Below are 21,046 nucleotides of genomic sequence, written 5' to 3' on the forward strand. Positions count from 1 at the left end.
ACGGGTCAGGCTCCTCTGACGGATTGCACCACCGGATAGCGCGCATGGAAGCGTGCACGGATGATCAGCACCCACAAGATCACAGCCCCGAACTGGTGCGCAAGGCCCAGCGGCATCGGCGCGGCATGCATCACCGTGACGATCCCGAGGATGACTTGCAGAACCAGCATCGCGCCCATCGCCATGAAGGCCCCGCGCGTGTTGGGATGCGCCGATTTACGCGCTTTCAGCACGGTAACCAGCCCGAAGACGAACAGCAGATAGGCCACCATCCGGTGCACGAATTGCACCATGCCGGGATTCTCGAAGAAGTTCTTCCAGAGCGGATGGTAATTGAGCGCGTCCGAGGGGAAGAACTGTCCGTTCATCCACGGCCAGTCGATATAGCCACGCCCTGCATCGATACCCGCAACCAATGCACCCAGCAGGATCTGCAGAAAGGCCAGATGCATCACGCCGGTGCCCATGCCGAACAGCTTGCGCTCGCCCATCCGGCGGGCCTGCAACAGTTCGCCCTCGCGGCGCGAGAGCTGCAGGCAGAACCATGCGATGGTGCCAAGGATGATGAAGGCAATGCCCAGATGCGTCGCCAAACGGTAGGAGGCCACGGCGACCATTTGCCCCGACAGGCCCGAATGGACCATCCACCAGCCGATTGCCCCCTGCAGCCCGCCAAGCGCGCCCAGCCCCAGAAGTTTCGGCACCCATCCCTTGGGAATACGCCCCGCGACAAGGAAGCCGAAGAAGCCAAGCGCCCAGACCATACCGATCAAACGGCCAAGGTTGCGATGCGCCCATTCCCACCAGAAGATGCCTTTGAAGCCTTCCAGCGTCATATTCGGGTTCACCAGCTCGTATTGCGGGATCTGTTTGTAATTGTCGAATTCGGCCTGCCACTGGGTCTCGTTCATCGGCGGCAGTGCCCCCGAGATCGGTTTCCACTCGGTGATCGACAGCCCGCTATCGGTCAGACGTGTCGCGCCCCCGAGCGCGATCATGCACACCACAAGCGCGAAGATCACGATCAGCCAGGCGCGGATCCATTTGCGCGCGCCTTTGGGCTGGCGGTCGATCATCCCGCCCTTCGGCTCGGCACGGGTCTGGGTGGCATCGGCCACGTCCTCGAAAATGCTGCGTTTCTGGCTCATCAAGGCTCTCCTTCAGTCGCCGCGCAAACTAGGCGGGTGGCGGGCCGCATTCAAGCACCATTCCGCCGATCACCGGCCGCTATCGTAGCTGTGAGCCCCTGCGCTCAGAGAACCTGATGCAGGAGCGCTACCGCCGTGCAGCCACCAAAGAGCACGATCAGCTTTCCGGCCGTCTGCATCCCCAGATGCAGGGCTTTCGACTGCCAGCGCGAGAGATCGTCAAACATTTCCTGCAGCCGCCCCTGACGGCCCAGCCGGAACATCCACAGATGAAGCCCCGCATCCAGCACGATCATCGCCACACAGAGCACCGCCCAAAAGGCGGGATGCAGCAGGATCGGAACTATCTGTGCCATCACCGGTCTCCCTCCAGTGCCGGCCCAGACCGGACCGGTTTACCCCTTGCCGCGCAGAAGCTGCTTGAGCGCCCCGTGCAGCGTCTGGACCTCGGACCGCGTCATCGCGAACCGTGTCCACATATTGCGCATATTGCGCTTCATCATCGGCGCCTTCTCCGGCGGGTAGAAGAACCCTGCCTCCTCCAGTCGGCCCTCGATGTGATCTCCCCATGCCTCGACATCGCCCGCGCTGGCCGGATCATGGCCCGCCAGCCCCGGAGCAATCTCCTCCGCCTCCAGAATATGTCGCGAATACTCGTAGGAGGTCAACAGCACAGCTTGCCCGAGGTTCAGGGAAAAGAATTCGGGATTGGTGGGAATGGTGATGATGGCATTCGCACGGATGATATCGTCATTCTCCAGACCCGTGCGTTCGGGGCCGAAAAGCACGGCCACTTTCTGCCCTGCCTGAATGCGGCGATGCGCCTCGACCATTGCAGTCTCGGGCGTGTAGATGGGCTTGGGCAGTTCGCGCCCGCGCGCCGTGGTCGCAAAGACGAAATCGCAATCGGCCACAGCGTCTGCCACGCTGTCGAACACGCCCGCATGATCCAGCACACGCCCCGCCGCGCCAGAGGCCATCGCCACTGCTTTCGGGTTCGGCCAGCCATCGCGCGGCTCGACGATGCGCATCTTGTTGAGCGTGAAGTTCAGCATGGCCCGGGCGGCCGCACCGATATTCTCCCCCATCTGCGGACGCACCAGAACCATATGCGGCTGGTTGGGCTTCGGGGCATTTTTCGTATCGGCGGCTTGATCGATCATCACGGGCTCCTTTTACAACGCCTCCCATAAGCCCATCGCAAAGCTCTTTCAAGCAAGCGGCTCCTGCGCTATGAGGGCACAAACCATTTTCCGGCCCGGGATGAGGGCCGATGCAGTCAAGGACATACCATGGCAGACGAAGATCGCCCGCAAATCTACCTGCTGACGCCCACGAGCTTCGAGCCGGAGACGTTCCTGCCCAAACTCAAGGCGGTGCTTGACGCGCATGACATCGCCTGTATCCGCCTGTGCCATGCCTCCAAGGACGAGGCCGAACTGGGCCGGATCGCCGATGCCATGCGCGAGATCGCCCATGCCAAGGATGTGGCATTGGTGATCGACAGCCATATCCATCTGGTCGAGCGCCATGGCCTTGACGGCGTGCATCTGACCGATGGCGCGCGCACCGTGCGCCATGCCCGCAAGGAGCTGGGCGAGGATGCGATCGTAGGGGCCTATTGCGGCACCCAGCGGCATGACGGCATGAATGCGGGCGAGGCCGGCGCCGATTACATCTGCTTCGGTCCGATCGGCGAGAGCGCGCTCGGCACCGGCGCACGCGCCGAATTCGACCTGTTCCAGTGGTGGTCCGAGGTGATCGAGGTGCCGGTGGTGGCCGAAGGCGCGCTGACCATCGAACTCGTCCAGCAATTCGCGCCCGTCTCCGACTGGTTCGCCTTCGGCGACGAGATCTGGAAGACCGAGGATCCGGTGGCGACCCTCGGCACGCTCATCGCGGCAATGGGCTGAACCATGGTCACGCGCACCGAAGACACCACGATCCAGCGCGACGGTCCGATGGGCGACTGGGGCGCGTTCATGCATTCGGAACTGCGCGTGGACCGCGCCGATCTGGCGAGCCATATCCGCCAGCTCGAGGGCGAGCGTCTGGTGATCGCCGTGGCGGGCGCGCCGGGCTCGGGAAAATCGCGCCTCGCACAAGAGATCTGCGACGCGCTCAACGCCAAAGCCCCCGCCTCTGCCGCCATCCTGCCGATGGACGGGTTCCACCGCTCCAATGACTGGCTCGATGCGCATGGCCTGCGTCCGCGCAAGGGCGCACCCGAAACCTTCGATACGACAGGTTTTGCCGCACTCCTGCAAAAGGCGCGCATGGCCGGCCAGCCGCTGAGCGTGCCGACCTTCGACCGAGATACAGATGCGGTGATTCCCGCAGGCTGCGAGATCGAAGCACAGACGCGCATCATCATCACCGAGGGCAATTACCTGCTCCTCAACCGCGACGGCTGGCGCGATCTCTTCCCGCTTTTCGATCTTACGATCCGGCTGCATGTGCCCGAAGACGAACTCCGCGACCGCCTCACGCGCCGCTGGAAGAAATACGGCTTGCCCGCTGATGAAATCACGCGCCGCGTCGAGGAGAACGACCTGCCCAATGGCCGTATCCTGCTGACCGAAGGCCGCGCCGCCGATCTGCGCGTTCTCGATTACAGCTGATCTCCAGCGTCCCCAAATATCCTCGGGGGTTGAATTCCGGCTCCCGCAGGGAGACTGGAAGAAGGGGGGCGCGAGCGCCCCCTTTTTATTCCATCCCCGAACACAGGCCGCTCAGATCGGCTCGATATCGCCCTCGGCACGTTTGGCGTGGAAATCGGCGACAAACGCCTTGAATGTCCCCGCCTCGATCGCATCGCGCATCCCCTGCATAAGATCCTGATAATAATGCAGGTTGTGCCATGTCATCAGCATCCCCGAGATCATCTCGTTCGAGCGGAAGACATGGTGCAGATAGGCGCGCGAATAGCTGCGGCAGGCTGGGCAGGCGCAGTTTTCGTCCAGCGGGCGCGGGTCGTCGCGGTGACGCGCGTTCTTGATGTTGATCTGCCCGTGGCGGGTCCAGGCCTGGCCCGTGCGCCCCGAGCGCGAGGGCAGAACGCAATCCAGCATATCGACGCCGCGCTCGACCGCGCCCACGATATCGTCGGGCTTGCCCACGCCCATCAGATAGCGCGGCTTGTCGGCAGGCAGGAAATCGGTGGCATAGTCCAGCACGCCAAACATCGCCTCCTGCCCCTCACCCACGGCCAGACCACCAATGGCATAGCCGTCAAAACCGATCTCGGTCAGGGCTTTGGCCGATTCCTCGCGCAGCTCAGGCGTCACACCGCCCTGCATGATCCCGAAGAGCGCATGGCCCGGACGGTCGCCAAATGCGTCCTTGGACCGCTGCGCCCATCGCATGGACAGCTGCATCGCGCGGGCCACTTCCTTATCGGTTGCCGGTAGCGCGGGGCATTCATCGAAACACATCACAATGTCAGACCCCAGAAGCTTCTGGATCTCCATCGAGCGTTCGGGGCTCAGCATATGTTTGGAGCCGTCAACATGGCTAGAGAAGGTTACGCCCTCTTCGGTCAGCTTGCGCAGCCCTGCCAGAGACATGACCTGGAACCCGCCCGAATCCGTCAGGATCGGTTTTTGCCAGTTCATGAATTTGTGCAAGCCCCCGAGCGCGGCCACACGTTCGGCAGTGGGACGCAGCATCAGGTGATAGGTATTGCCCAGCAGGATATCGGCACCGGTTGCGGCCACGGATTCGGGCATCATGCCCTTCACGGTCGCTGCCGTCCCTACCGGCATGAAGGCAGGTGTGCGGATCTCACCGCGCGGGGTATGGATCACCCCCTTACGGGCCGCACCATCCGTCGACTGAAGCTCGAAGCTGAATTTTTCTGTCATCACCTGTCTCCTTGCGCAGCCCCCATAGGCCGAATGCGGGCATTTGAAAAGCATCTCCTGCAGGACAATATGAAAACGGGGCCAAAGCGGCCCCGTTTCGCGCATTTCCGGCAGGTTTCAGGCGATGTTCTGGCTCATGGCCTTCACCGCACGCGGCGCGGTCAGACCGGCAATCGCCAACAGCACGACCGCCGGCACAAGCGCGAAGGTCCAGCCAAAGGCGCCATGACCCAGCCCGCCCGCGATCCCGCCCAGCACGAAGGCCGCAACAAGTTGCACGAAGAGCATCAGCCGCGCGCGGTCGAACCCGTCCTCGCAGCTCTCGCGACCGCGCCCGTATAGCCCGCGCCCGATCTCGATTCCCATATCGGTCAGCAGACCTGTGGCATGGGTGGTGCGGATCCGCGCGCCCGAGATACGGGTAATGGTGGCATTCTGCAGCCCCATAATAAAGGCCAGAAGACCCAACCCCACATGCCCCTCCCAGGGCTGTGGCAGGATCTCGGCGCTGGACAGAACCGCCATCAGCAGCGCCTGCAGCGCAAGCGGCGCATAATAGGTGAGCCGCGAGTGACGGGTAAAGCCGCGCGCGATCATGGCCGAAGCCAGCGCCGCCCCCGAAACAAACAGGACCAGCACACAGAAGCTGAGCAGCACAAGCCGCATGTTATGGGCTACCAGACTGCCCGCCATCTGCGACAGATGGCCCGTCATATGCGAGGCATACTGGCTCATCATAAGAAATGCGCCCGCATTGAGCGAGCCGGAGATCAGCGCAAGAACGATCCCGAGCCAGCGATCGGCTTCGGGGGCACGGCGATGGGCAGTGAACAGGCGCATCGCTTTCAGGGAGGCGTTTCTATGAGGCATGGGCAAACCCTCGATGAAGTTGCGGGGAGGTTGGAGGACCATTCCCATCATGTCGGGAGTATTTTCGCGCGGGCAAGAGTGTCCCCGCGTCGGATATGCGGCGATGCAGCAAATTCCCGCCAAAGGTGTAAGATTGAGGCATCAATATGCCGGTATCAAAAAACCTTATCCAGCATTTCCATGAACTTATCGTGATGATAACGCAACCAGAGGTTATCTGCTCTCGGTTTTCATCTGCCAGCGCCCGCTTTCCTCGGACCAGTATTGCGCCTTGGCACCGGCCTGCGTGAACTCTTTCCACTGGGCGCGTGCGGTTGCGAGCGCCTCGTGGTCATGGCCGTCGAACAGGATCCAGACACGCTCGTGGCGGTCCAGCTCCTCGGGGGTCACGGCAGCCCCGTCGACACTGAGCACCGCCTGACGTCCCTCGCCCATGGGCGAGGTCGACAGCAGGACCGGTTGCAGCGCGTCATATGCGCCCCCCGACAGCCCGTGCGGCAGGAAGCCTTCCGGCCCGCCCATCTCCCACAGGCTGCGGTCATACCATTGCATCCGTTCGGGATGCGTGCCGCGCAACTCTATCTTCCATCCCTGATCGAGCGCGCGGGTCGCCAGATTGACCACCACTTCCGGCACCGAGGACTGGGTGACATGATAGAACAGCGCAGCCCCCATCGATCAGCCCTCGAACTTCTCGGCAATCAGCCGGTTGAGCGTCATCACGCCCCAGCCGGTCGGGCCTTTCGGTGCCAGTTCCGTCTCGGAGGGCGGCAGCGCCACGCCTGCGATATCGATATGGCACCACGGTACATCCGCCTCGACAAAGCGCTTGAGGAAGGCCGCCGCCGTGATCGAACCGGCCGCGCGACCGCCGGTGTTCTTGATATCTGCCAGACGCGATTTGATCAGCTTGTCATAGGCGGGTTGCAAGGGCAGCGGCCATGCGCCCTCGCCCTCGAGTTTTGCCGCCTTGAGCACGGCCTCGGAGAAGCTCTCGTTATTGGTGAACACGCCCGCATTCTCGTGCCCGAGCCCCACGATCACCGCCCCCGTCAACGTTGCCAGATCGATCATCGCCGAGGGCGCGAAATGCTCCTGCGCATACCAGAGCACATCGGCCAGCACGAGGCGGCCTTCGGCATCGGTATTGATCACCTCGATGGTCACGCCCTTGGCCGAGGTCACGATATCGCCCGGACGCTGGGCCTTCCCGTCGGGCATGTTCTCGACGAGGCCGACCAGACCCACCACATTGGCCCGCGCCTTGCGCAGCGCGAGCGTGCGCATGACGCCCGCCACCGTGCCCGCGCCGCCCATATCCATGGTCATCTCTTCCATACCCGCGCCCGGCTTGAGGGAAATCCCGCCGGTATCGAACACCACGCCCTTACCGATCAGCGCGAGCGGCGGCTCGTCCCCTCCGCCATTCCATTTCATGACTACAACCTTGGAAGGACTTTCCGAGCCCTGCCCCACAGCCAGAAGCGCGCGCATCCCGAGCGCCTCCAGATCGGCCTCCTCGAGGATCTCGACATCGAGCCCCAGCTCCTGCATCGCCGCCAGACGGGCGGCAAAATCGGAGGTGGTCAGGATATTGGCGGGCTCGTTCACCAGATCGCGGGTAAAGAACACCCCTTCGGCCAAGGCGGCCATCGGCGCGCTTTCCTGCGCCAGCTTCTCGGGGTTCGTCGCCATGAAGCGCACAGCCCCATAGGCGGGTGTCTCGGTGCTGTGGTAATCGAAGCGGTAGGCCCGCAATGCCAGCCCGAAGGAAATCTCCGCCGCGCGCACCTGACCTTCGACGAGCACGGTCGCGCCCTTCTCCCCCAGAGCCCTGGCGATTGTGGCGCCCGCCTTGCGGGCAACCGCCACATCGGCGCGGCGCGGCAATTGCACCAGAAGCACCAGCTCGGCCTCCATCCCCGAGGGCCATTCGAGCCGAAGCGCGGCCCCTGCCTCCAGCTTGGCAAACGCCTCCGAGTCCGCCGCGCGCTTGAGCGCCCCGCGCGTCAGCCGGTTCACCCGCCGCCCCGCGAGCCCCAGATTGCGTCCGGCCTCGGCAAAGACGACCACCAGACCGGGCGCGGTCTCGAGCGCGTCCAGATCTGTTTCGGTGAAGCTGATGGCAACGGGGTCGGTCATGGTGGTCTCCCTTTTGGTCCACGGTTGGCCCGACCCTACAAAGCTTCGGAGGGATTGAAAAGCGGATGCGGCAAAGCGGTGGAGCGCAGGAGAGCGGCGGATTTCTGCACGGTTTCACAGGTTTGGTGCGCCTAAATTCCGCATGCGGGCTTTTCCCGCGCGCGCCAAGGCGGTAGAGACGGGACAAAGACTGCCGCGCAAGCGCCGCGATTTGGAGAGAAACGCCCCCGTGACCCGTCTGGACCGATATCTTCTATCGCAATTCATGGCGATATTCGGGTTTTTCGCCCTCGTTCTGGTATCGATCTACTGGGTCAACCGGGCGGTAAGCCTGTTCGAGCAACTGATCTCGGACGGCCAGACCGCACTCGTGGTGCTGGAATTCACGGCCCTCACCCTGCCCTATGTGATCCGGGTCGTGCTGCCGCTGGCGGCCTTTGCCGCGACGGTCTATGCGATCAACCGGCTATCGAGCGAATCCGAGCTGGTGGCGATGCAGGCCGCAGGGGCCTCGCCGTGGCGGATCGCGCGCTCGGTCCTGTTCTTCGGAGTGCTCGTCGGGCTGATGATGGCGGTGCTGACCCATTTTCTGGTGCCGCAATCGCGCGCGCAACTGGCCGTACGACAGGCACAGCTGGCCGAGAATGTTACCGCCAGCCTGCTGACACCGGGACGGTTCCAGCATCCGGTGAACGGGGTCTCGATCTACATTCGCAAGATCTCGGATAATGGCGAGCTGGAGGATTTCTACCTCTGGGACAACCGCAAGCCCGAGAACCGGATGAGCTATCTGGCCAAGAAGGCGGTCATCATGCGCACAGAGACCGGCCCGAAACTCGTGCTGTTCAACGGGATCGCGCAAAGCCTGCGCGCGGAGGGACGCAATCTCTCGGTCACGCGGTTCTCGAGCTTTACCTATGATCTGGGCAGCCTGATCAAGGGCTCGACGGAGGTGAACCGCAAACTCGAACAGCTGACCACATGGGAACTCGTGCGCCATCCCGCGCAATCGGCGCAGGAGACAGGCAGTAGCGCCGGCCAGATCGGGCTCGAACTGAAGATGCGTCTGGCCCAGCCGCTGCTGGCGCCGGTGGCCGCCCTTGTGGGCTTTGCCGCGCTGATGGTGGGAAGTTTCTCGCGCTTCGGGATCTGGCGTCAGATCGTGCTTGCGGTGGTCATTCTGGTGCTGGTGCAGGTGCTGACCAATGTCGGCGAAAGCCTCGCCAAATCGCAGCCCGACCTTTGGCCCGTGCTCTTCGCGCCAGCGGTCATCGGGGCGATTTTCAGTATCGGGCTACTGGCTCTTTCAGCGCGGCGCAAGCGCGTGAGACATAAGGCAGGTGCGGTATGATCCTCGCTTGGTATACCGCGCGCAAATTCCTGCGCAGCTTCGCACTGGTGCTGGGCAGTTTCTGGGGCATCCTGTTCCTGATCGGTCTGGTCGAGGAAGTGCGCAAGCTTGACGAGGATGCGACCTTCACCCGCGCCGTCGTGCTGTCGCTTCTGAATATTCCCGAGACGCTCTATACGATCATGCCGCTGGTGATGCTGCTCGGGGCGGTGGTGCTGTTTCTCAATCTCGCGCGCAGCTCGGAACTGGTGGTGATACGCGCCTCGGGACGCTCGGCTCTGGGCATCCTGATCAGCCCTCTATTGACCGCGCTCGTGCTGGGCGGGCTGCTGATCAGCGTCGGCAACCCGATGGTTTCGGCCACGCAGAACCGCTATGACGAACTGAGCCAGACCGATGGCACGCGCGATGTGGTCTCGGTCGGGCGCAATGGCGTCTGGATGCGCCAGAGCGCCGTCTACAAGGACAGCGCAGGCGTCCAGCGCAGCGGTCAGGCGGTCATCTCGGCGGCCCGCGCCAATGGCGATGCGACCTCGCTCTATGATGTCAGCTTCCTCGTGCTTGATGGCGACAACCTCGCCGTGCGCCGTATCGTGGCCGACCGTGCGGTTCTGGAAAAAGGCCATTGGCGGCTCTTCAATGCCAAGGACTGGCCCTTGGGCCGCTCGACCAATCCCGAGCGCGATGCCTCGACCTCCTCGCAGCTGACGGTGGCCACGAGCCTTACCGCAAGCTCGATCCGTGACAGCTTTGGCGCGCCCTCCTCGATTCCGCTCTGGCAGTTGCCCGCCTTCATCGACACGCTCGATGCCGCAGGGTTCTCGGCCCTCAAGCATCGGGTCTGGTTCCAGATGGAGCTTGCACAACCGCTTATGATGATGGCAATGGTGCTACTGGCGGCAGGGTTCACCATGCGCCCGACCCGTTTTGGCGGGATCGGCAAACGGGTTCTTCTGGCGCTGATCGCTGGGTTGGGGGTCTTCTTCCTGCGCAACGTGGCGCAGGTTCTGGGCGATAGCGGCCAGATCCCGATCCTTCTGGCGGCATGGGCACCGCCGGGAATTGCGGTGATGTTTTCGATTGCCCTGCTTTTGCATCTGGAGGATGGCTGAGCCATGACCTTGCCCGTGACCCTGCCCGCAACCCGTCCTTCGACCCGTTCCGGCACTTTCCACGGCCAACCGGCGGCAAGGTTGATGGCGGCGCTGTGCCTTGGCACGGTGCTCGGCACCGCCGCTCTGGGCACACCCGTCTTCGCGCAGGACCGCGAGGGCACGCAAAGCGAGATGTCCGATGTGCCCGCCAGCCTGATCGCCGACCGGATCTCGATTGCCGGCAAGACCACGCTGGTCGCCGATGGCTCGGTCGAGATCTATTACGAGGGAAACCGCGTCACTGCACGGCGTGTGACCTATGACCGCGATGCCAACACCATCAAGATGGAAGGCCCGATCCGGCTGACCGAACCCAAGGAAGCCGGTGCGGTCATTCTGGCCGATCAGGCCGAGCTGTCGCGCGATCTCCAGCACGGGATCCTTCTGGGCGCACGGATGGTTCTGGCACGCGAATTGCAACTCGCCGCCGCCAAGATCGAGCGCGAGGACGAGAACACCACCAGGATGACCAATGTCGTGGCCTCGTCCTGCCAGATCTGCGTGGTTGGCGAACGCCCACTCTGGGAGATCCGCGCGCGGCAGATCTCGCATGACAAGGCCGCCCGCCAGCTAACTTTCGACGATGCACAGTTCCGCGTCGGGGGTGTGCCGCTGCTATGGGTGCCGCATCTGCGTCTGCCCGACCCGACGGTGACCCGCATGTCGGGCTTTCTGGCGCCGAGCTACCGCAGCACCTCGAGCCTCGGCACGGGCGTCAAGATCCCCTATTTCTTCGCCATCGATCCCACGCAGGATCTCCTGGTCGAACCCTATATCTCGAGCGGCTGGACCCGCACCCTTGGCCTACGCTACCGCCGTGTATTCAATGACGGTAATATCGATATCTCGGGCGCCTTCTCCAATGACGGGATCATCAAGGGGGCAAATCGGGGCTATCTCTTTGCCAATGGCTCCTTCACCCTGCCCGACGAGTTCAAGCTGGGGCTGCAGCTGCAGCTCGTCTCCGATGATGCCTATCTGCTGAATTACGATATCGACGATGCGGACCGGCTGTGGTCGGGGCTGAAGCTCGAACGGGTGCGCCCCGACGAGCTGGTCTGGGCCCGTGCCGGTCGCACCCATACGCTGCGCGATGACGAGAGCAACGAGACCGACCCCATGCTCGCGGGCGATGCCGAATGGACCAAGGTCTTCCATCCTTCCACGATCGGCGGCGAGCTGACCGCGAGCTGGGATTTCGAGACCTATCGCCGTAGCTCGAACGCCACCACCGATGGCCCCGATTGGGACAATATCTCCGACGGGCGCGACATGACCCGCAGCTCGCTGACCGCGAACTGGCGGCGCAACTGGCTTCTGGGCTATGGCATTCTCGCCAGCACGCAGGCGCAGCTGGCCGCCGATGCCTTTGCCATCAATAATGACGACAGCTTCGACAGCACGATCCTGCGCGCCCAGCCGCAGCTCGCAACCGAGATCCGCTGGCCTTGGACCAAATCCACGGGTCGCGCCGCCCATGTGATCGAACCCATCGCGCAGGTCGTCTGGGCGCCCAACAATCTCACCCGCGCGCCAAACGAGGACAGCACGCTGCGCGAGTTCGACGAAGGCAATCTCTTCAGCCTCTCGCGCTACCCCGGCCTTGATGCGCGCGAGCGTGGCCTGCGCGCCAATCTGGGCGTCAGCTATACGCGCTATGATGCCACCGGCTGGTCGCTGGGCAGCACGGTGGGCCGCGTCTTCTATGCCGAGGATCTGGACCAGTTCTCCTCCACCAGCGCGCTGTCGGGCAACCGCTCGGACTGGCTGCTGGCCAGCAATTTGCAGACATCGAACGGGCTGACGCTCTCGAACCGCGCCCAGTTCGATGACGAGTTCGATGCCACCCGCGAAGAGCTGCGTCTGGCCTTCTCGGGCGAGAAATACGATCTGGCGGCAGGCTATCTGTGGATGGACAAGGATATCCTGGCCGGCACGAGCGAGGATATTTCCGAGCTTCAACTTGATAGCGAATGGAAATGGGCACGCGGCTGGTCGGGCACCTTCGATGCGCGCTACGATCTGGTGGCCGAGCGCGCAGCCAAGGCTAAACTCGGCGTGACATGGGTAAATGATTGCGTGAGCGTCGATCTTTCCCTCTCGCGCCGCTTCACGTCCTCGACTAATGTGGACCCCGAAACAAGCGTCGGACTTTCTGTTGCTCTGGCCGGATTTGGCGGTGCCAATGACGGAACCTCGGCCAGCAAGGTCTGTGTAAGATAAGGCAGTTGCCCCTCTGTCGCGGCAGGCGGGCCAATGACGAAAAAGCAGGTATATTCATGACGGCGATCACAGGCATGGCGACAAGCAAGAGCTTTAAAGCATTGCGTGGGACGGTGGCGCGACTTGGCTGCGTTTCGGTTCTGGCACTGGCCCTTCTGGCCCCCGCAGGCACGGTGAGCGCGCAGGGCATGTTTGCCCCCGAGCTGACCGTGAACGGCCTCGGGATCACCAGCTACGAGATCAGCCAGCGAGAGCGGATGCTCGAAGTGCTTGGCACGACAGAGAAAAACCCGCGCCAGGCCGCAATCGATGCGCTGATCTCCGACCGGCTTCAGGTCTGGGAAGCCAAGCGTATGGGGCTGAGCGTGACGGATGAGGAAATCCAGCAAGGGATGGAAGAATTCGCCTCGCGCGCCAATCTCGATGCGAAGAAATTCCTCGCAGCCATCGGTCAGGAAGGCGTCGATGCGCAGACATTCCGCGATTTCACCAAAGCGGGCCTGTTGTGGCGCAAGGTGGTGCGGGCGCAATTCGGCGGCCGGATCGCGATTTCCGAACTGCAGGTCCAGCGCGCTCTGAGCCCGACCTCGCAGCGCGGCCAGACTACCCGCGTGCTGATGTCCGAGCTGATCATCCCCACCGAGGGCCATGAACAGGAAGCCATGCAACTGGCTCAGCAGGCCAGCAGCGCAAGCGCCGCCCAGTTTGCCGATATCGCCAGCCATGTCTCCGCCTCGCGCTCGCGCGAGAACGGGGGGGCGCTCGACTGGATGCCGGTCTCGAACCTGCCCGGGCCGCTGCGTGCCCGTATCCTTGCGCTGAAACCGGGCCAGACCACCGGTCCGATCGAGATCCCGAATGCGGTGGCCGTGTTCCGCCTGCGCGCGATCGACGAGAACGGCCCCGCGCAATCGGGCAGCCAGAAGGTCGATTACGCGCTCTATACGCTGGGCGCCAAAGGCAGCGAGGAAGCGGCCCGCCGTCTGGCGCAGGTCCGTGCGGCCCATCATACCTGCGATGCGCTCTACCCGCTGGCGCAGGATCTGCCCGCAAGCCGGCTGGTGCGCGAGAGCGGCAGCCCGTCGAGCTTCCCGCAGGATATCTCGGTCGCGCTGAGCACGCTTGATCCGGGCGAGACCGAGCTTCTGTCGCAGGGCGGCAATACGGCGCTACTGATGCTGTGCTCGCGCGAGGTGGCACGCCAGGGCGAGGATGGCCAGATCGAGACGCCTACGGCGAAATCCGCACAATCGGGTCTCGAGAACCGTCAGATCCAGATCCAGGCGGACGGGCTATTGGCCGATCTGCGGGATGCGGCGGTGATCACCCGTCCCTGAGCGGCGGCTTCGGGCTTGATTGCGGAAGGAACAGACCTAGCTGTTCCTTTCAACCAATTGTAAACAAGGGATAAGTCCCATGGCTCAACCACCTGTCATCCTTACCTGCGGAGAGCCTTCGGGTATCGGTCCGGAACTGGCCGTGAAGGCATGGGAAGCCCTGGGCGCGCGGCTTCCCTTCGTGTGGCTGGGCGATCCGGCCCATCTGCCGCGTGGCAGCAAGATCCGCGAGATCGGCCATCCGTCCGAGGCCGTCAGCCATGCCGGAAGCGCCATGCCGGTGCTGGTGCATGAATTCCCCAAGGCCGCCATTCCCGGAGAGCCCGATCTCGACAATGCCCGCGCCGTGGTCGATGTGATCGCGCGCGGCGTCGATCTGGTGATGCGCGGCGAGGGCTCGTCGCTCTGCACGGCCCCGATCAACAAGAAGGTGCTCAAGGACGGCGCCAGCTTCGCCTTTCCCGGCCATACTGAATATCTCGCCCATCTGGCAGGCGGCGCCGATGTGGTGATGATGCTGGCCTGTGACGAGCTGCGCGTTGTGCCCGCCACGATCCATATCGCTTTGAGCGAGGTTCCAACCGCTTTCAATGCGGAAGTTCTGCGCAAAGCGGTGCGGATCACCCATAACGGGCTGAGCCAGGATTTCGGGCTGGAGAATCCGCAGATCGCGATTGCAGGCCTCAATCCCCATGCAGGCGAAGGCGGTGCGATGGGCTCCGAGGAGCAGGACTGGATGATCCGCGAGATCGCCAATCTGCGCGCGGAGGGCTATGCAGTCAGCGGTCCGCTTCCCGCCGATACCATGTTCCACAAGGCCGCCCGCGCACAATATGACGCCGCCATCTGCGCCTATCACGATCAGGCGCTGATCCCGATCAAGACGCTGGCCTTCGACTCGGGGGTAAATGTCACGCTGGGCCTGCCCTTCGTGCGCACCTCGCCCGATCATGGCACTGCCTTCAACATTGCGGGCACCGGTCAAGCCAGCCCCGCAAGCCTGATTGCCGCGCTCGAGATGGCCGATACGATGGGTCGTGCCCGCCGCTAAGGCCCTTGCCTAAGGCGCGAGGCTCCCCTATCCCCATGCAGGTCCGGAAGCCCGTGCTTTCGGGCCTTTTGCATGAGAACAGACAGGATAGAGCCATGGCAGCGATCGATGGGCTTCCGCCTCTGCGGGACGTAATCCGCGACCACGAGCTGGTTGCGAAGAAACAGCTTGGCCAGAACTTCCTGCTGGATCTGAACCTGACCGCCAAGATCGCCCGTGCCGCCGGTGCGCTGGAGGGCCATGACGTGCTGGAGGTCGGCCCCGGTCCGGGAGGGCTGACCCGTGGCCTTTTGGCCGAGGGCGCACGCAAGGTGCTGGCGATCGAGAAGGATCCGCGCTGTATGCCGGTGCTGGCCGAGATCGCAGCGCACTATCCCGGACGGCTCGAGGTGATCAATGGCGATGCGCTGGAGGTGGATGTCAGCACCCATCTGCGCACGCCCTACAAGATCGCCGCCAACCTGCCCTATAATGTGGGCACCGAGCTTCTGGTGCGCTGGCTTACCCCCAAGGAATGGCCTCCGCAATGGGATAGCCTGACCCTGATGTTCCAGCGCGAGGTGGCCGAACGGATCGTCGCGCAGCCGGGGGATAACCATTACGGACGGCTGGCAATTCTGGCGCAGTGGCGCACGACAGCACGTATCGTGATGTCGCTGCCGCCCGAGGCCTTCACGCCTGCGCCCAAGGTGCATTCGGCAGTCGTCCATCTCAAGGCCCTGCCCGAGCCACGCTATCCGGCCGATGCCAAGACCCTCTCGCGCGTCGTGGCGGCTGGCTTCAACCAGCGGCGCAAGATGCTGCGTGCCTCGCTCAAATCGGTCGCTCCCGATATCGAGGCCAAGCTGGATGCCGCCGGTATTCCGCCGACCCAGCGCGCCGAGCGGGTCACCATCGAGGAATGGTGCCGCCTGTCCCGCATTATCGATGCCCGCTGAACACTAAAAAGCCGCCCGTGGTCACCACGGGCGGCTTTTCAATAGGAAACGGAAGATCAGCTCGCTGCTTTGGATGTATCTTCGGCAGGTTTCGCGCCGTCCGCTACATCCCCCTCAGCCGCTTTGGGCTTCCGACGATTGCGCGTGGTCTTGGGCTTCTCGCCCTCGGCCGTATCGGCTTTCTTCGCACGCGGCTTGCGCGGGCGTTTGGGCTTTTCCTCGGCCGCAGGGGCCTCTGCAGGAGCGTCCTCGGGTTGCGAGGATTTCGGCGCCTCCAGCGGAAGATCGGCGGCATCGGAGACGACCGTCTCGACCGAACGCGGCGCGCGGCGGTTCCCGCGTGGCTCCGAACGGCTCTCGGGGGTCTCTACCAGATTGGAATCATCGGCCTCGACGGCATCGCTCTCGCCTGCACTCTCGTGCTTGCGCCAGCTCCGGGATTCGCTCTGGGTGTCTGTCTCTGCATCCGACGTTTCGGGCTGCCGTTGATCGGCATTGCCGTTCGAGTGCATATTGGGCTGACCGTTCGATTGGCCATTCCCGTCCTGCCCGTCATTGCCGTTGCTCTGGCTTCCATTGCTCTGGTTGCCATTGCCCTGATTGTTGTTCTGGCGTTGCGCCATCTCGCGCTGTGCTTCATGCAGAAGACGCGTGTAATGCTCGGCATGCTGCAGGAAGTTCTGCTCTGCAACGCGGTCGTTGGAGAGCTGTGCATCCCGTGCAAGTCCAAGATATTTCTCGATGATCTGCTGCGGCGTTCCGCGAACCTTGCCCTCCGGCCCCGAGCTTTCGAAAACCCGGTTGATGATGTTACCGATGGAACGCTGCCGGTTCGATTTGGAACGCGAACGTGATTTGGATGATCTCATCTGCTTTCGTTCGATTTATCCGCCTATATATTCTAGCGGTTTTGACAAGGTCTGGGTCGGATCAGAAAGTGATCAGACCGCGCCGAGCGGGACAGTCTGGTTGTGCGAAGCGTCTAGCGCCCTCCAACCAAGCCCGCAGTGTGAAGCTGAGCCATGCCGGGAAACTCGGTTTCTCCGTGCACATCCCCTGATAAGCATGTCACGGCGGTTCCTGCAAGCTGGATTTGCCTCTCTCTCCGCTTTTTTCGCTCATTGTCGCCGAAATGGCGTGACATTTTCGTAAAGCGAAGCCCGCTCCGCCCGCAATGATGTGCGCGCGCCGCCTCAGGCGGGGCGTCGTGCCGCGACCACGCGGTCTCTTCCATCAAGATCGGGCCAAATACGGCACTCTTCAAGCCCCTGATGCTCCAAGAAGTCACAGACTGCCTTGCCCTGAGTCGGACCGATTTCGAAAAGCACGCGCCCCGCAGGGGCCAGATGCCGCGCCAACCCTTCGGCAATCCGCTGGTAAGGCGAGAGACCGTCCCCTCCGGGGGTCAGCGCCAGATGGGGCTCCCAGTCGCGCACATCGCGTGACAGCCCCGCCATCTCGTCTTCAGCGATATAGGGCGGGTTCGAGACGATCAGATCGAACTGTCCGCTCACCGAGGAAAACCAGTCCGAGAGACAGAATTCCGCACGTTGCTGGAGCCCGAGATCTACGGCATTGGTCTGCGCGACGGCCAGAGCCGCGCTGGACACATCCACCCCCAGCCCCTGCGCGGATTGCATTTCGGCAAGCAGGGTCAACAGGATACAGCCCGTTCCGGTGCCCAGATCCAGCACTCTCTCAAACGGCGCCGCGAGCGCATGTTCGATCAGAACCTCCGTTTCGGGGCGCGGATCGAGCGTATCGGATGTCACACGGAATGGCCGCCCCCAGAACAGCCGCTCGCCGGTGATCTGCGCCACCGGCCGGAACTGGCTGCGCGCCGCGATATAGGTCCGGAAACGCGCCTGTGCCGCCTCGTCCACCGGGTCATGCAACGCCAGCGTCAACCGGTCCGGCGCGATCTTCAGCGCATGGGCCAGAAGCCTGCGCGCATCACCCGCGGCACTCTCCACCCCCGCCTCGCGCAAAAGCACCACGCCCTCGCGCAACAAGACCCCGCCCTGCAGTATGACTGGCATCCTCACGACTGCCCTTCCATCTCGGCCAGAAGCCGCGCCTGATCGTCGGCGATCAGCGCGTCGATGATCTCGTCCAGCTCGCCCGCCATCACCTGTGTCAGCGCATAGAGCGTGAGGTTGATCCGGTGATCGGTCAACCGTCCTTGCGGGAAATTATAGGTGCGGATGCGCTCGGAGCGGTCGCCAGAGCCGACCTGCCCCTTGCGCGCGGCAGAACGCTCGGCATCCATCCGCGCGCGCTCCATATCATAGAGCCTTGCGCGCAGCACCGCCATGGCATTGGCGCGGTTCTGGTGCTGTGATTTCTCCGAGGAGGTCACCACGAGCCCCGTGGGCAGGTGCGTGATCCGCACGGCAGAATCGGTTGTATTGACGTGCTGGCCGCCCGCGCCCGAGGCCCGCATCGTATCGATACGGATATCGCTGGCAGGAATGTCGATATCAACCTCCTCGGCCTCTGGCAGCACGGCCACAGTGGCCGCAGAGGTATGGATACGCCCGCCCGCTTCGGTCGCGGGCACGCGCTGGACCCGATGCACTCCCGATTCGAACTTGAGCCGCGCGAACACGCCCTCGCCTTCGATCCGCAGCATGACTTCCTTGATCCCGCCGAGCTCGGTCTCGGCATATTCCAGCATTTCGACGCGCCAGCCACGTTGGTCGGCATAGCGCTGATACATCCGCAAAAGATCGCCCGCAAAAAGCGCGGCCTCATCGCCCCCCGTTCCGGGACGGATCTCGAGAATTGCGGGCCGCGCATCGGCGGCATCCTTGGGCAGAAGTGCCAGACGCAGCGCCTGTTCGAGTTGCGGCAGGCGCGCGCGGATCAGCGGCAGCTCCTCCTCGGCCAGATCCCTCATCTCGGGATCTGCCAGCCAGCCCTCGGCCTCGGCCAGATCGTTTTGCGCCTGCAACCAGTTCTCGATCTGCTCGACCACCGGCTTTAGCTCGGCATATTCGCGCGAGATACGCGCAATGGCGGCAGGGTCCGGCCCGCTCGAAAGCTGGGCTTCGAGAAAACCGTAACGGTCGCGGATCTGATGCAGGCGGTCAGTGGGTATCATGCGTTTCGCTGTTGCCGTTTTCCACCCGCCGGTCAAGAGGCTCGCGCCGGATTACGCGACCCAATACCAGTATTGGATAAACTTTCTTACCAATTACCGATTTTTCGGATGACTGCACCGGATCCAAGCCCTATCCTTGATCCCGATCCAGTCTGTAACCCTTCACCCGAGGATGAGCCCCATGGCCGAGACGCCCCTGATTGCCGAATTGAAATCCATCGTGGGTGCGCGCCATGTCCTGACCGATCCGCGCGCCACCGAACGCTTCCGGCATGGCTACCGCTCGGGGAGCGGCGAGGCGCTGGCGGTCGTGCGCCCCGGCTCTCTCGTGGAACAGTGGAAGGTGCTGCAGGCCTGCGTGAAGGCGGACACAATCATCATCATGCAATCGGCCAATACCGGTCTCACCGAGGGCTCGACCCCCAAGGGCAGCTATGACCGTGATGTGGTGATCCTCTCCACGCTGCGCATCGACGCGATCCACCTTCTCGATGGGGGCCGGCAGGTCGTGGCGCTTCCGGGAGCCACATTATTCGGACTGGAAAAGGCGCTCGACCCGCTCGGACGTGATCCGCATTCGGTGATCGGATCGAGCTGTATCGGCTCGTCTGTCATCGGCGGTGTCTGTAACAATTCGGGCGGTGCCCTGATCGAGCGCGGCCCTTCCTATACCGAGATGGCGCTTTTCGCCCAGCTCGACGCCGATGGAAATCTGCATCTTGTCAATCACTTGGGAATCGATCTTGGATCATCACCCGAAGAGATCTTGCGCCGCGTCGAGCACGGGGACTGGGGGGCTATCGACACGGGCGGTAACCGCAATGCCTCCGATCAGGGCTATGCGGCGCGGGTGCGCGATATCGAGGCCGCGACGCCTGCGCGTTTCAACGCCGATCCGGGACGGCTTTACGAGGCTTCGGGCTGTGCCGGAAAGCTCGCGGTCTTTGCCGTGCGTCTCGACACTTTCGCGCGGCCCGACCGTTCCAAGACCTTCTATATCGGCACCAATTCGACCGAGATCCTCACGCGCTTGCGCCGGACGATCCTCAAGGATTTCCCCGTCCTGCCGATCTCCGGCGAATACATGCATCGCGACGCCTTCGACATCACCGAGAAATACGGCAAGGACACCGTGCTGGCCATCGACAAGCTCGGCACAGACCGGCTGCCCGCCTTCTTCGCGCTCAAGGGCGCGATCGACGGACGTCTGAACCGGTTCGGCCCGACCCGCCACCTGACCGACAAGGCCCTGCAACTCTTTGCCACTCTCTGGCCCTCGATCCTGCCCAAACGGCTGACCGCCTTCCGCGACCGGTTCGAGCATCATCTGATCCTGAAGATGCGAGATGAGGGGATCGAGGCTGCCGAACAGACGCTCGAAACGCTTTGTAACGGCGAGGAGGCAGATTTCTTCGCCTGCGATGCGCGGGAGACCAAGATCGCAGGGCTACACCGCTTTGCCGCCGCAGGGGCTGCGGTGCGCTATATGGCGCTGCACGAGAAGGATGTGGCCGATATCGTCGCCCTCGATATCGCGCTGCGCCGCAATGACGAGGACTGGTTCGAGACCCTGCCCGCAGCGCTCGACGCCCAGATTGCGCACAAGCTCTATTACGGGCATTTCTTCTGCCATGTGCTGCATCAGGATTATGTCGTGAAGAAAAGCGCCGATCCCAAGGTGCTCAAACACGCGATGCTCGAGATCCTCGACCAGCGCGGGGCCGAATATCCGGCCGAGCATAATGTGGGCCATCTCTACGAGGCCAAGCCAGAACTGGCCGCCCATTATTGCGCCTGCGATCCGACAAACAGTTTCAATCCGGGGCTTGGCAAACAGTCCCGCAAGAAGCACTACTATTGAAAAAG

At 63.1% G+C, this 21,046-nt stretch carries 19 protein-coding genes; 9 read left to right on the forward strand and 10 right to left on the reverse strand.

Annotated elements, in window-relative coordinates:
• Nucleotides 1-5: 5 nt before the first annotated feature.
• The 3 genes from ctaA to WDB91_RS11365 form a co-directional block, all read right to left on the reverse strand.
• Entirely contained in the window at nucleotides 6-1,148 is a 1,143-nt protein-coding gene (gene ctaA / locus WDB91_RS11355) for a heme A synthase (protein ID WP_339112669.1), read from the reverse strand.
• A gap of 104 nt (nucleotides 1,149-1,252) precedes the next feature.
• Nucleotides 1,253-1,504: a hypothetical protein gene (locus WDB91_RS11360; protein ID WP_339112670.1), complete on the reverse strand. Its 252-nt coding sequence runs from the start codon at nucleotides 1,502-1,504 to the stop codon at nucleotides 1,253-1,255.
• A gap of 39 nt (nucleotides 1,505-1,543) precedes the next feature.
• Nucleotides 1,544-2,311 carry an RNA methyltransferase gene (locus tag WDB91_RS11365; RefSeq protein ID WP_339112671.1) on the reverse strand — a complete coding sequence of 256 codons (768 nt, stop codon included), beginning with the start codon at nucleotides 2,309-2,311 and terminating at the stop codon, nucleotides 1,544-1,546.
• Nucleotides 2,312-2,440: 129 nt separating this feature from the next.
• On the opposite strand from WDB91_RS11365, the gene WDB91_RS11370 reads away from it, so the two are divergent.
• Together WDB91_RS11370 and WDB91_RS11375 are read left to right on the forward strand one after the other, a co-directional pair.
• The gene (locus tag WDB91_RS11370) at nucleotides 2,441-3,061 is read left to right on the forward strand and encodes a thiamine phosphate synthase (protein WP_339112672.1); all 621 of its coding nucleotides are present in this window, start codon (nucleotides 2,441-2,443) and stop codon (nucleotides 3,059-3,061) included.
• Nucleotides 3,062-3,064: 3 nt separating this feature from the next.
• Complete coding sequence (locus WDB91_RS11375; protein ID WP_339112673.1) at nucleotides 3,065-3,769, forward strand: hypothetical protein; 705 nt, start codon at nucleotides 3,065-3,067, stop codon at nucleotides 3,767-3,769.
• A 111-nt stretch (nucleotides 3,770-3,880) separates the two neighbouring features.
• Here WDB91_RS11375 and tgt read toward each other — a convergent pair whose 3' ends face one another.
• The 4 genes from tgt to WDB91_RS11395 all read right to left on the reverse strand — a co-directional run bounded on the left by tgt (nucleotide 3,881) and on the right by WDB91_RS11395 (nucleotide 8,023).
• The gene (gene tgt / locus WDB91_RS11380) at nucleotides 3,881-5,011 is read right to left on the reverse strand and encodes a tRNA guanosine(34) transglycosylase Tgt (RefSeq protein ID WP_339112674.1); all 1,131 of its coding nucleotides are present in this window, start codon (nucleotides 5,009-5,011) and stop codon (nucleotides 3,881-3,883) included.
• Nucleotides 5,012-5,128: 117 nt separating this feature from the next.
• Entirely contained in the window at nucleotides 5,129-5,881 is a 753-nt protein-coding gene (locus tag WDB91_RS11385) for a YoaK family protein (protein WP_339112675.1), read from the reverse strand.
• 213 nt (nucleotides 5,882-6,094) lie between these two features.
• Nucleotides 6,095-6,556, reverse strand: coding sequence for a DNA polymerase III subunit chi (locus tag WDB91_RS11390; protein ID WP_339112676.1), 462 nt, complete (start codon nucleotides 6,554-6,556; stop codon nucleotides 6,095-6,097).
• A 3-nt stretch (nucleotides 6,557-6,559) separates the two neighbouring features.
• Nucleotides 6,560-8,023: a leucyl aminopeptidase gene (locus WDB91_RS11395; RefSeq protein WP_339112677.1), complete on the reverse strand. Its 1,464-nt coding sequence runs from the start codon at nucleotides 8,021-8,023 to the stop codon at nucleotides 6,560-6,562.
• 229 nt (nucleotides 8,024-8,252) lie between these two features.
• Between WDB91_RS11395 and lptF the strand changes: the two genes are divergently transcribed.
• From lptF to rsmA, 6 genes are all read left to right on the forward strand, one after another.
• The gene (lptF, locus tag WDB91_RS11400) at nucleotides 8,253-9,374 is read left to right on the forward strand and encodes an LPS export ABC transporter permease LptF (protein ID WP_339112678.1); all 1,122 of its coding nucleotides are present in this window, start codon (nucleotides 8,253-8,255) and stop codon (nucleotides 9,372-9,374) included.
• Nucleotides 9,371-10,486 carry an LPS export ABC transporter permease LptG gene (gene lptG / locus WDB91_RS11405; RefSeq protein WP_339112679.1) on the forward strand — a complete coding sequence of 372 codons (1,116 nt, stop codon included), beginning with the start codon at nucleotides 9,371-9,373 and terminating at the stop codon, nucleotides 10,484-10,486. Before lptF ends, lptG begins: the two co-directional genes overlap by 4 nt.
• A 3-nt stretch (nucleotides 10,487-10,489) precedes the next feature.
• Nucleotides 10,490-12,751: an LPS assembly protein LptD gene (gene lptD, locus WDB91_RS11410; RefSeq protein WP_339112680.1), complete on the forward strand. Its 2,262-nt coding sequence runs from the start codon at nucleotides 10,490-10,492 to the stop codon at nucleotides 12,749-12,751.
• A 56-nt stretch (nucleotides 12,752-12,807) separates the two neighbouring features.
• Nucleotides 12,808-14,088: a peptidylprolyl isomerase gene (locus WDB91_RS11415; protein WP_339112681.1), complete on the forward strand. Its 1,281-nt coding sequence runs from the start codon at nucleotides 12,808-12,810 to the stop codon at nucleotides 14,086-14,088.
• 79 nt (nucleotides 14,089-14,167) lie between these two features.
• Complete coding sequence (gene pdxA, locus WDB91_RS11420; RefSeq protein WP_339112682.1) at nucleotides 14,168-15,139, forward strand: 4-hydroxythreonine-4-phosphate dehydrogenase PdxA; 972 nt, start codon at nucleotides 14,168-14,170, stop codon at nucleotides 15,137-15,139.
• Nucleotides 15,140-15,234: 95 nt separating this feature from the next.
• Nucleotides 15,235-16,077, forward strand: coding sequence for a 16S rRNA (adenine(1518)-N(6)/adenine(1519)-N(6))-dimethyltransferase RsmA (gene rsmA / locus WDB91_RS11425; RefSeq protein WP_339112683.1), 843 nt, complete (start codon nucleotides 15,235-15,237; stop codon nucleotides 16,075-16,077).
• A gap of 56 nt (nucleotides 16,078-16,133) precedes the next feature.
• On the opposite strand, the gene WDB91_RS11430 is transcribed toward rsmA, so the two are convergent.
• The 3 genes from WDB91_RS11430 to prfA form a co-directional block, all read right to left on the reverse strand.
• The gene (locus WDB91_RS11430) at nucleotides 16,134-16,946 is read right to left on the reverse strand and encodes a DUF4167 domain-containing protein (protein ID WP_339112684.1); all 813 of its coding nucleotides are present in this window, start codon (nucleotides 16,944-16,946) and stop codon (nucleotides 16,134-16,136) included.
• 324 nt (nucleotides 16,947-17,270) lie between these two features.
• Entirely contained in the window at nucleotides 17,271-18,116 is an 846-nt protein-coding gene (gene prmC, locus WDB91_RS11435; protein WP_339112685.1) for a peptide chain release factor N(5)-glutamine methyltransferase, read from the reverse strand.
• A gap of 2 nt (nucleotides 18,117-18,118) precedes the next feature.
• A complete protein-coding gene (prfA, locus tag WDB91_RS11440) occupies nucleotides 18,119-19,180 on the reverse strand; it encodes a peptide chain release factor 1 (protein ID WP_339112686.1) in 1,062 nt (353 codons plus the stop codon).
• A 181-nt stretch (nucleotides 19,181-19,361) separates the two neighbouring features.
• Here prfA and dld point away from each other — a divergent pair, with 181 nt between their 5' ends.
• Nucleotides 19,362-21,041 carry a D-lactate dehydrogenase gene (gene dld, locus WDB91_RS11445; RefSeq protein WP_339112687.1) on the forward strand — a complete coding sequence of 560 codons (1,680 nt, stop codon included), beginning with the start codon at nucleotides 19,362-19,364 and terminating at the stop codon, nucleotides 21,039-21,041.
• The last annotated feature ends 5 nt before the right edge of the window (nucleotides 21,042-21,046 follow it).

Source organism: Thioclava sp. GXIMD2076 (assembly GCF_037949795.1).
Classification (GTDB): Bacteria; Pseudomonadota; Alphaproteobacteria; order Rhodobacterales; family Rhodobacteraceae; genus Thioclava; species Thioclava kandeliae.

Bases quoted from the DNA above. Each gene is read 5' to 3' on its own strand.
- dld (WP_339112687.1), top strand. From the start codon at position 19,362: ATGGCCGAGACGCCCCTGATTGCCGAATTGAAATCCATCGTGGGTGCG.
- lptG (WP_339112679.1), top strand. From the start codon at position 9,371: ATGATCCTCGCTTGGTATACCGCGCGCAAATTCCTGCGCAGCTTCGCA.
- prmC (WP_339112685.1), bottom strand. From the start codon at position 18,116: ATGCCAGTCATACTGCAGGGCGGGGTCTTGTTGCGCGAGGGCGTGGTG.
- WDB91_RS11375 (WP_339112673.1), top strand. From the start codon at position 3,065: ATGGTCACGCGCACCGAAGACACCACGATCCAGCGCGACGGTCCGATG.
- WDB91_RS11360 (WP_339112670.1), bottom strand. From the start codon at position 1,504: ATGGCACAGATAGTTCCGATCCTGCTGCATCCCGCCTTTTGGGCGGTG.
- WDB91_RS11430 (WP_339112684.1), bottom strand. From the start codon at position 16,946: ATGAGATCATCCAAATCACGTTCGCGTTCCAAATCGAACCGGCAGCGT.
- rsmA (WP_339112683.1), top strand. From the start codon at position 15,235: ATGGCAGCGATCGATGGGCTTCCGCCTCTGCGGGACGTAATCCGCGAC.
- WDB91_RS11365 (WP_339112671.1), bottom strand. From the start codon at position 2,311: ATGATCGATCAAGCCGCCGATACGAAAAATGCCCCGAAGCCCAACCAG.
- WDB91_RS11385 (WP_339112675.1), bottom strand. From the start codon at position 5,881: ATGCCTCATAGAAACGCCTCCCTGAAAGCGATGCGCCTGTTCACTGCC.
- WDB91_RS11390 (WP_339112676.1), bottom strand. From the start codon at position 6,556: ATGGGGGCTGCGCTGTTCTATCATGTCACCCAGTCCTCGGTGCCGGAA.
- ctaA (WP_339112669.1), bottom strand. From the start codon at position 1,148: ATGAGCCAGAAACGCAGCATTTTCGAGGACGTGGCCGATGCCACCCAG.
- lptD (WP_339112680.1), top strand. From the start codon at position 10,490: ATGACCTTGCCCGTGACCCTGCCCGCAACCCGTCCTTCGACCCGTTCC.
- WDB91_RS11415 (WP_339112681.1), top strand. From the start codon at position 12,808: ATGACGGCGATCACAGGCATGGCGACAAGCAAGAGCTTTAAAGCATTG.
- WDB91_RS11370 (WP_339112672.1), top strand. From the start codon at position 2,441: ATGGCAGACGAAGATCGCCCGCAAATCTACCTGCTGACGCCCACGAGC.
- prfA (WP_339112686.1), bottom strand. From the start codon at position 19,180: ATGATACCCACTGACCGCCTGCATCAGATCCGCGACCGTTACGGTTTT.
- pdxA (WP_339112682.1), top strand. From the start codon at position 14,168: ATGGCTCAACCACCTGTCATCCTTACCTGCGGAGAGCCTTCGGGTATC.
- tgt (WP_339112674.1), bottom strand. From the start codon at position 5,011: ATGACAGAAAAATTCAGCTTCGAGCTTCAGTCGACGGATGGTGCGGCC.
- WDB91_RS11395 (WP_339112677.1), bottom strand. From the start codon at position 8,023: ATGACCGACCCCGTTGCCATCAGCTTCACCGAAACAGATCTGGACGCG.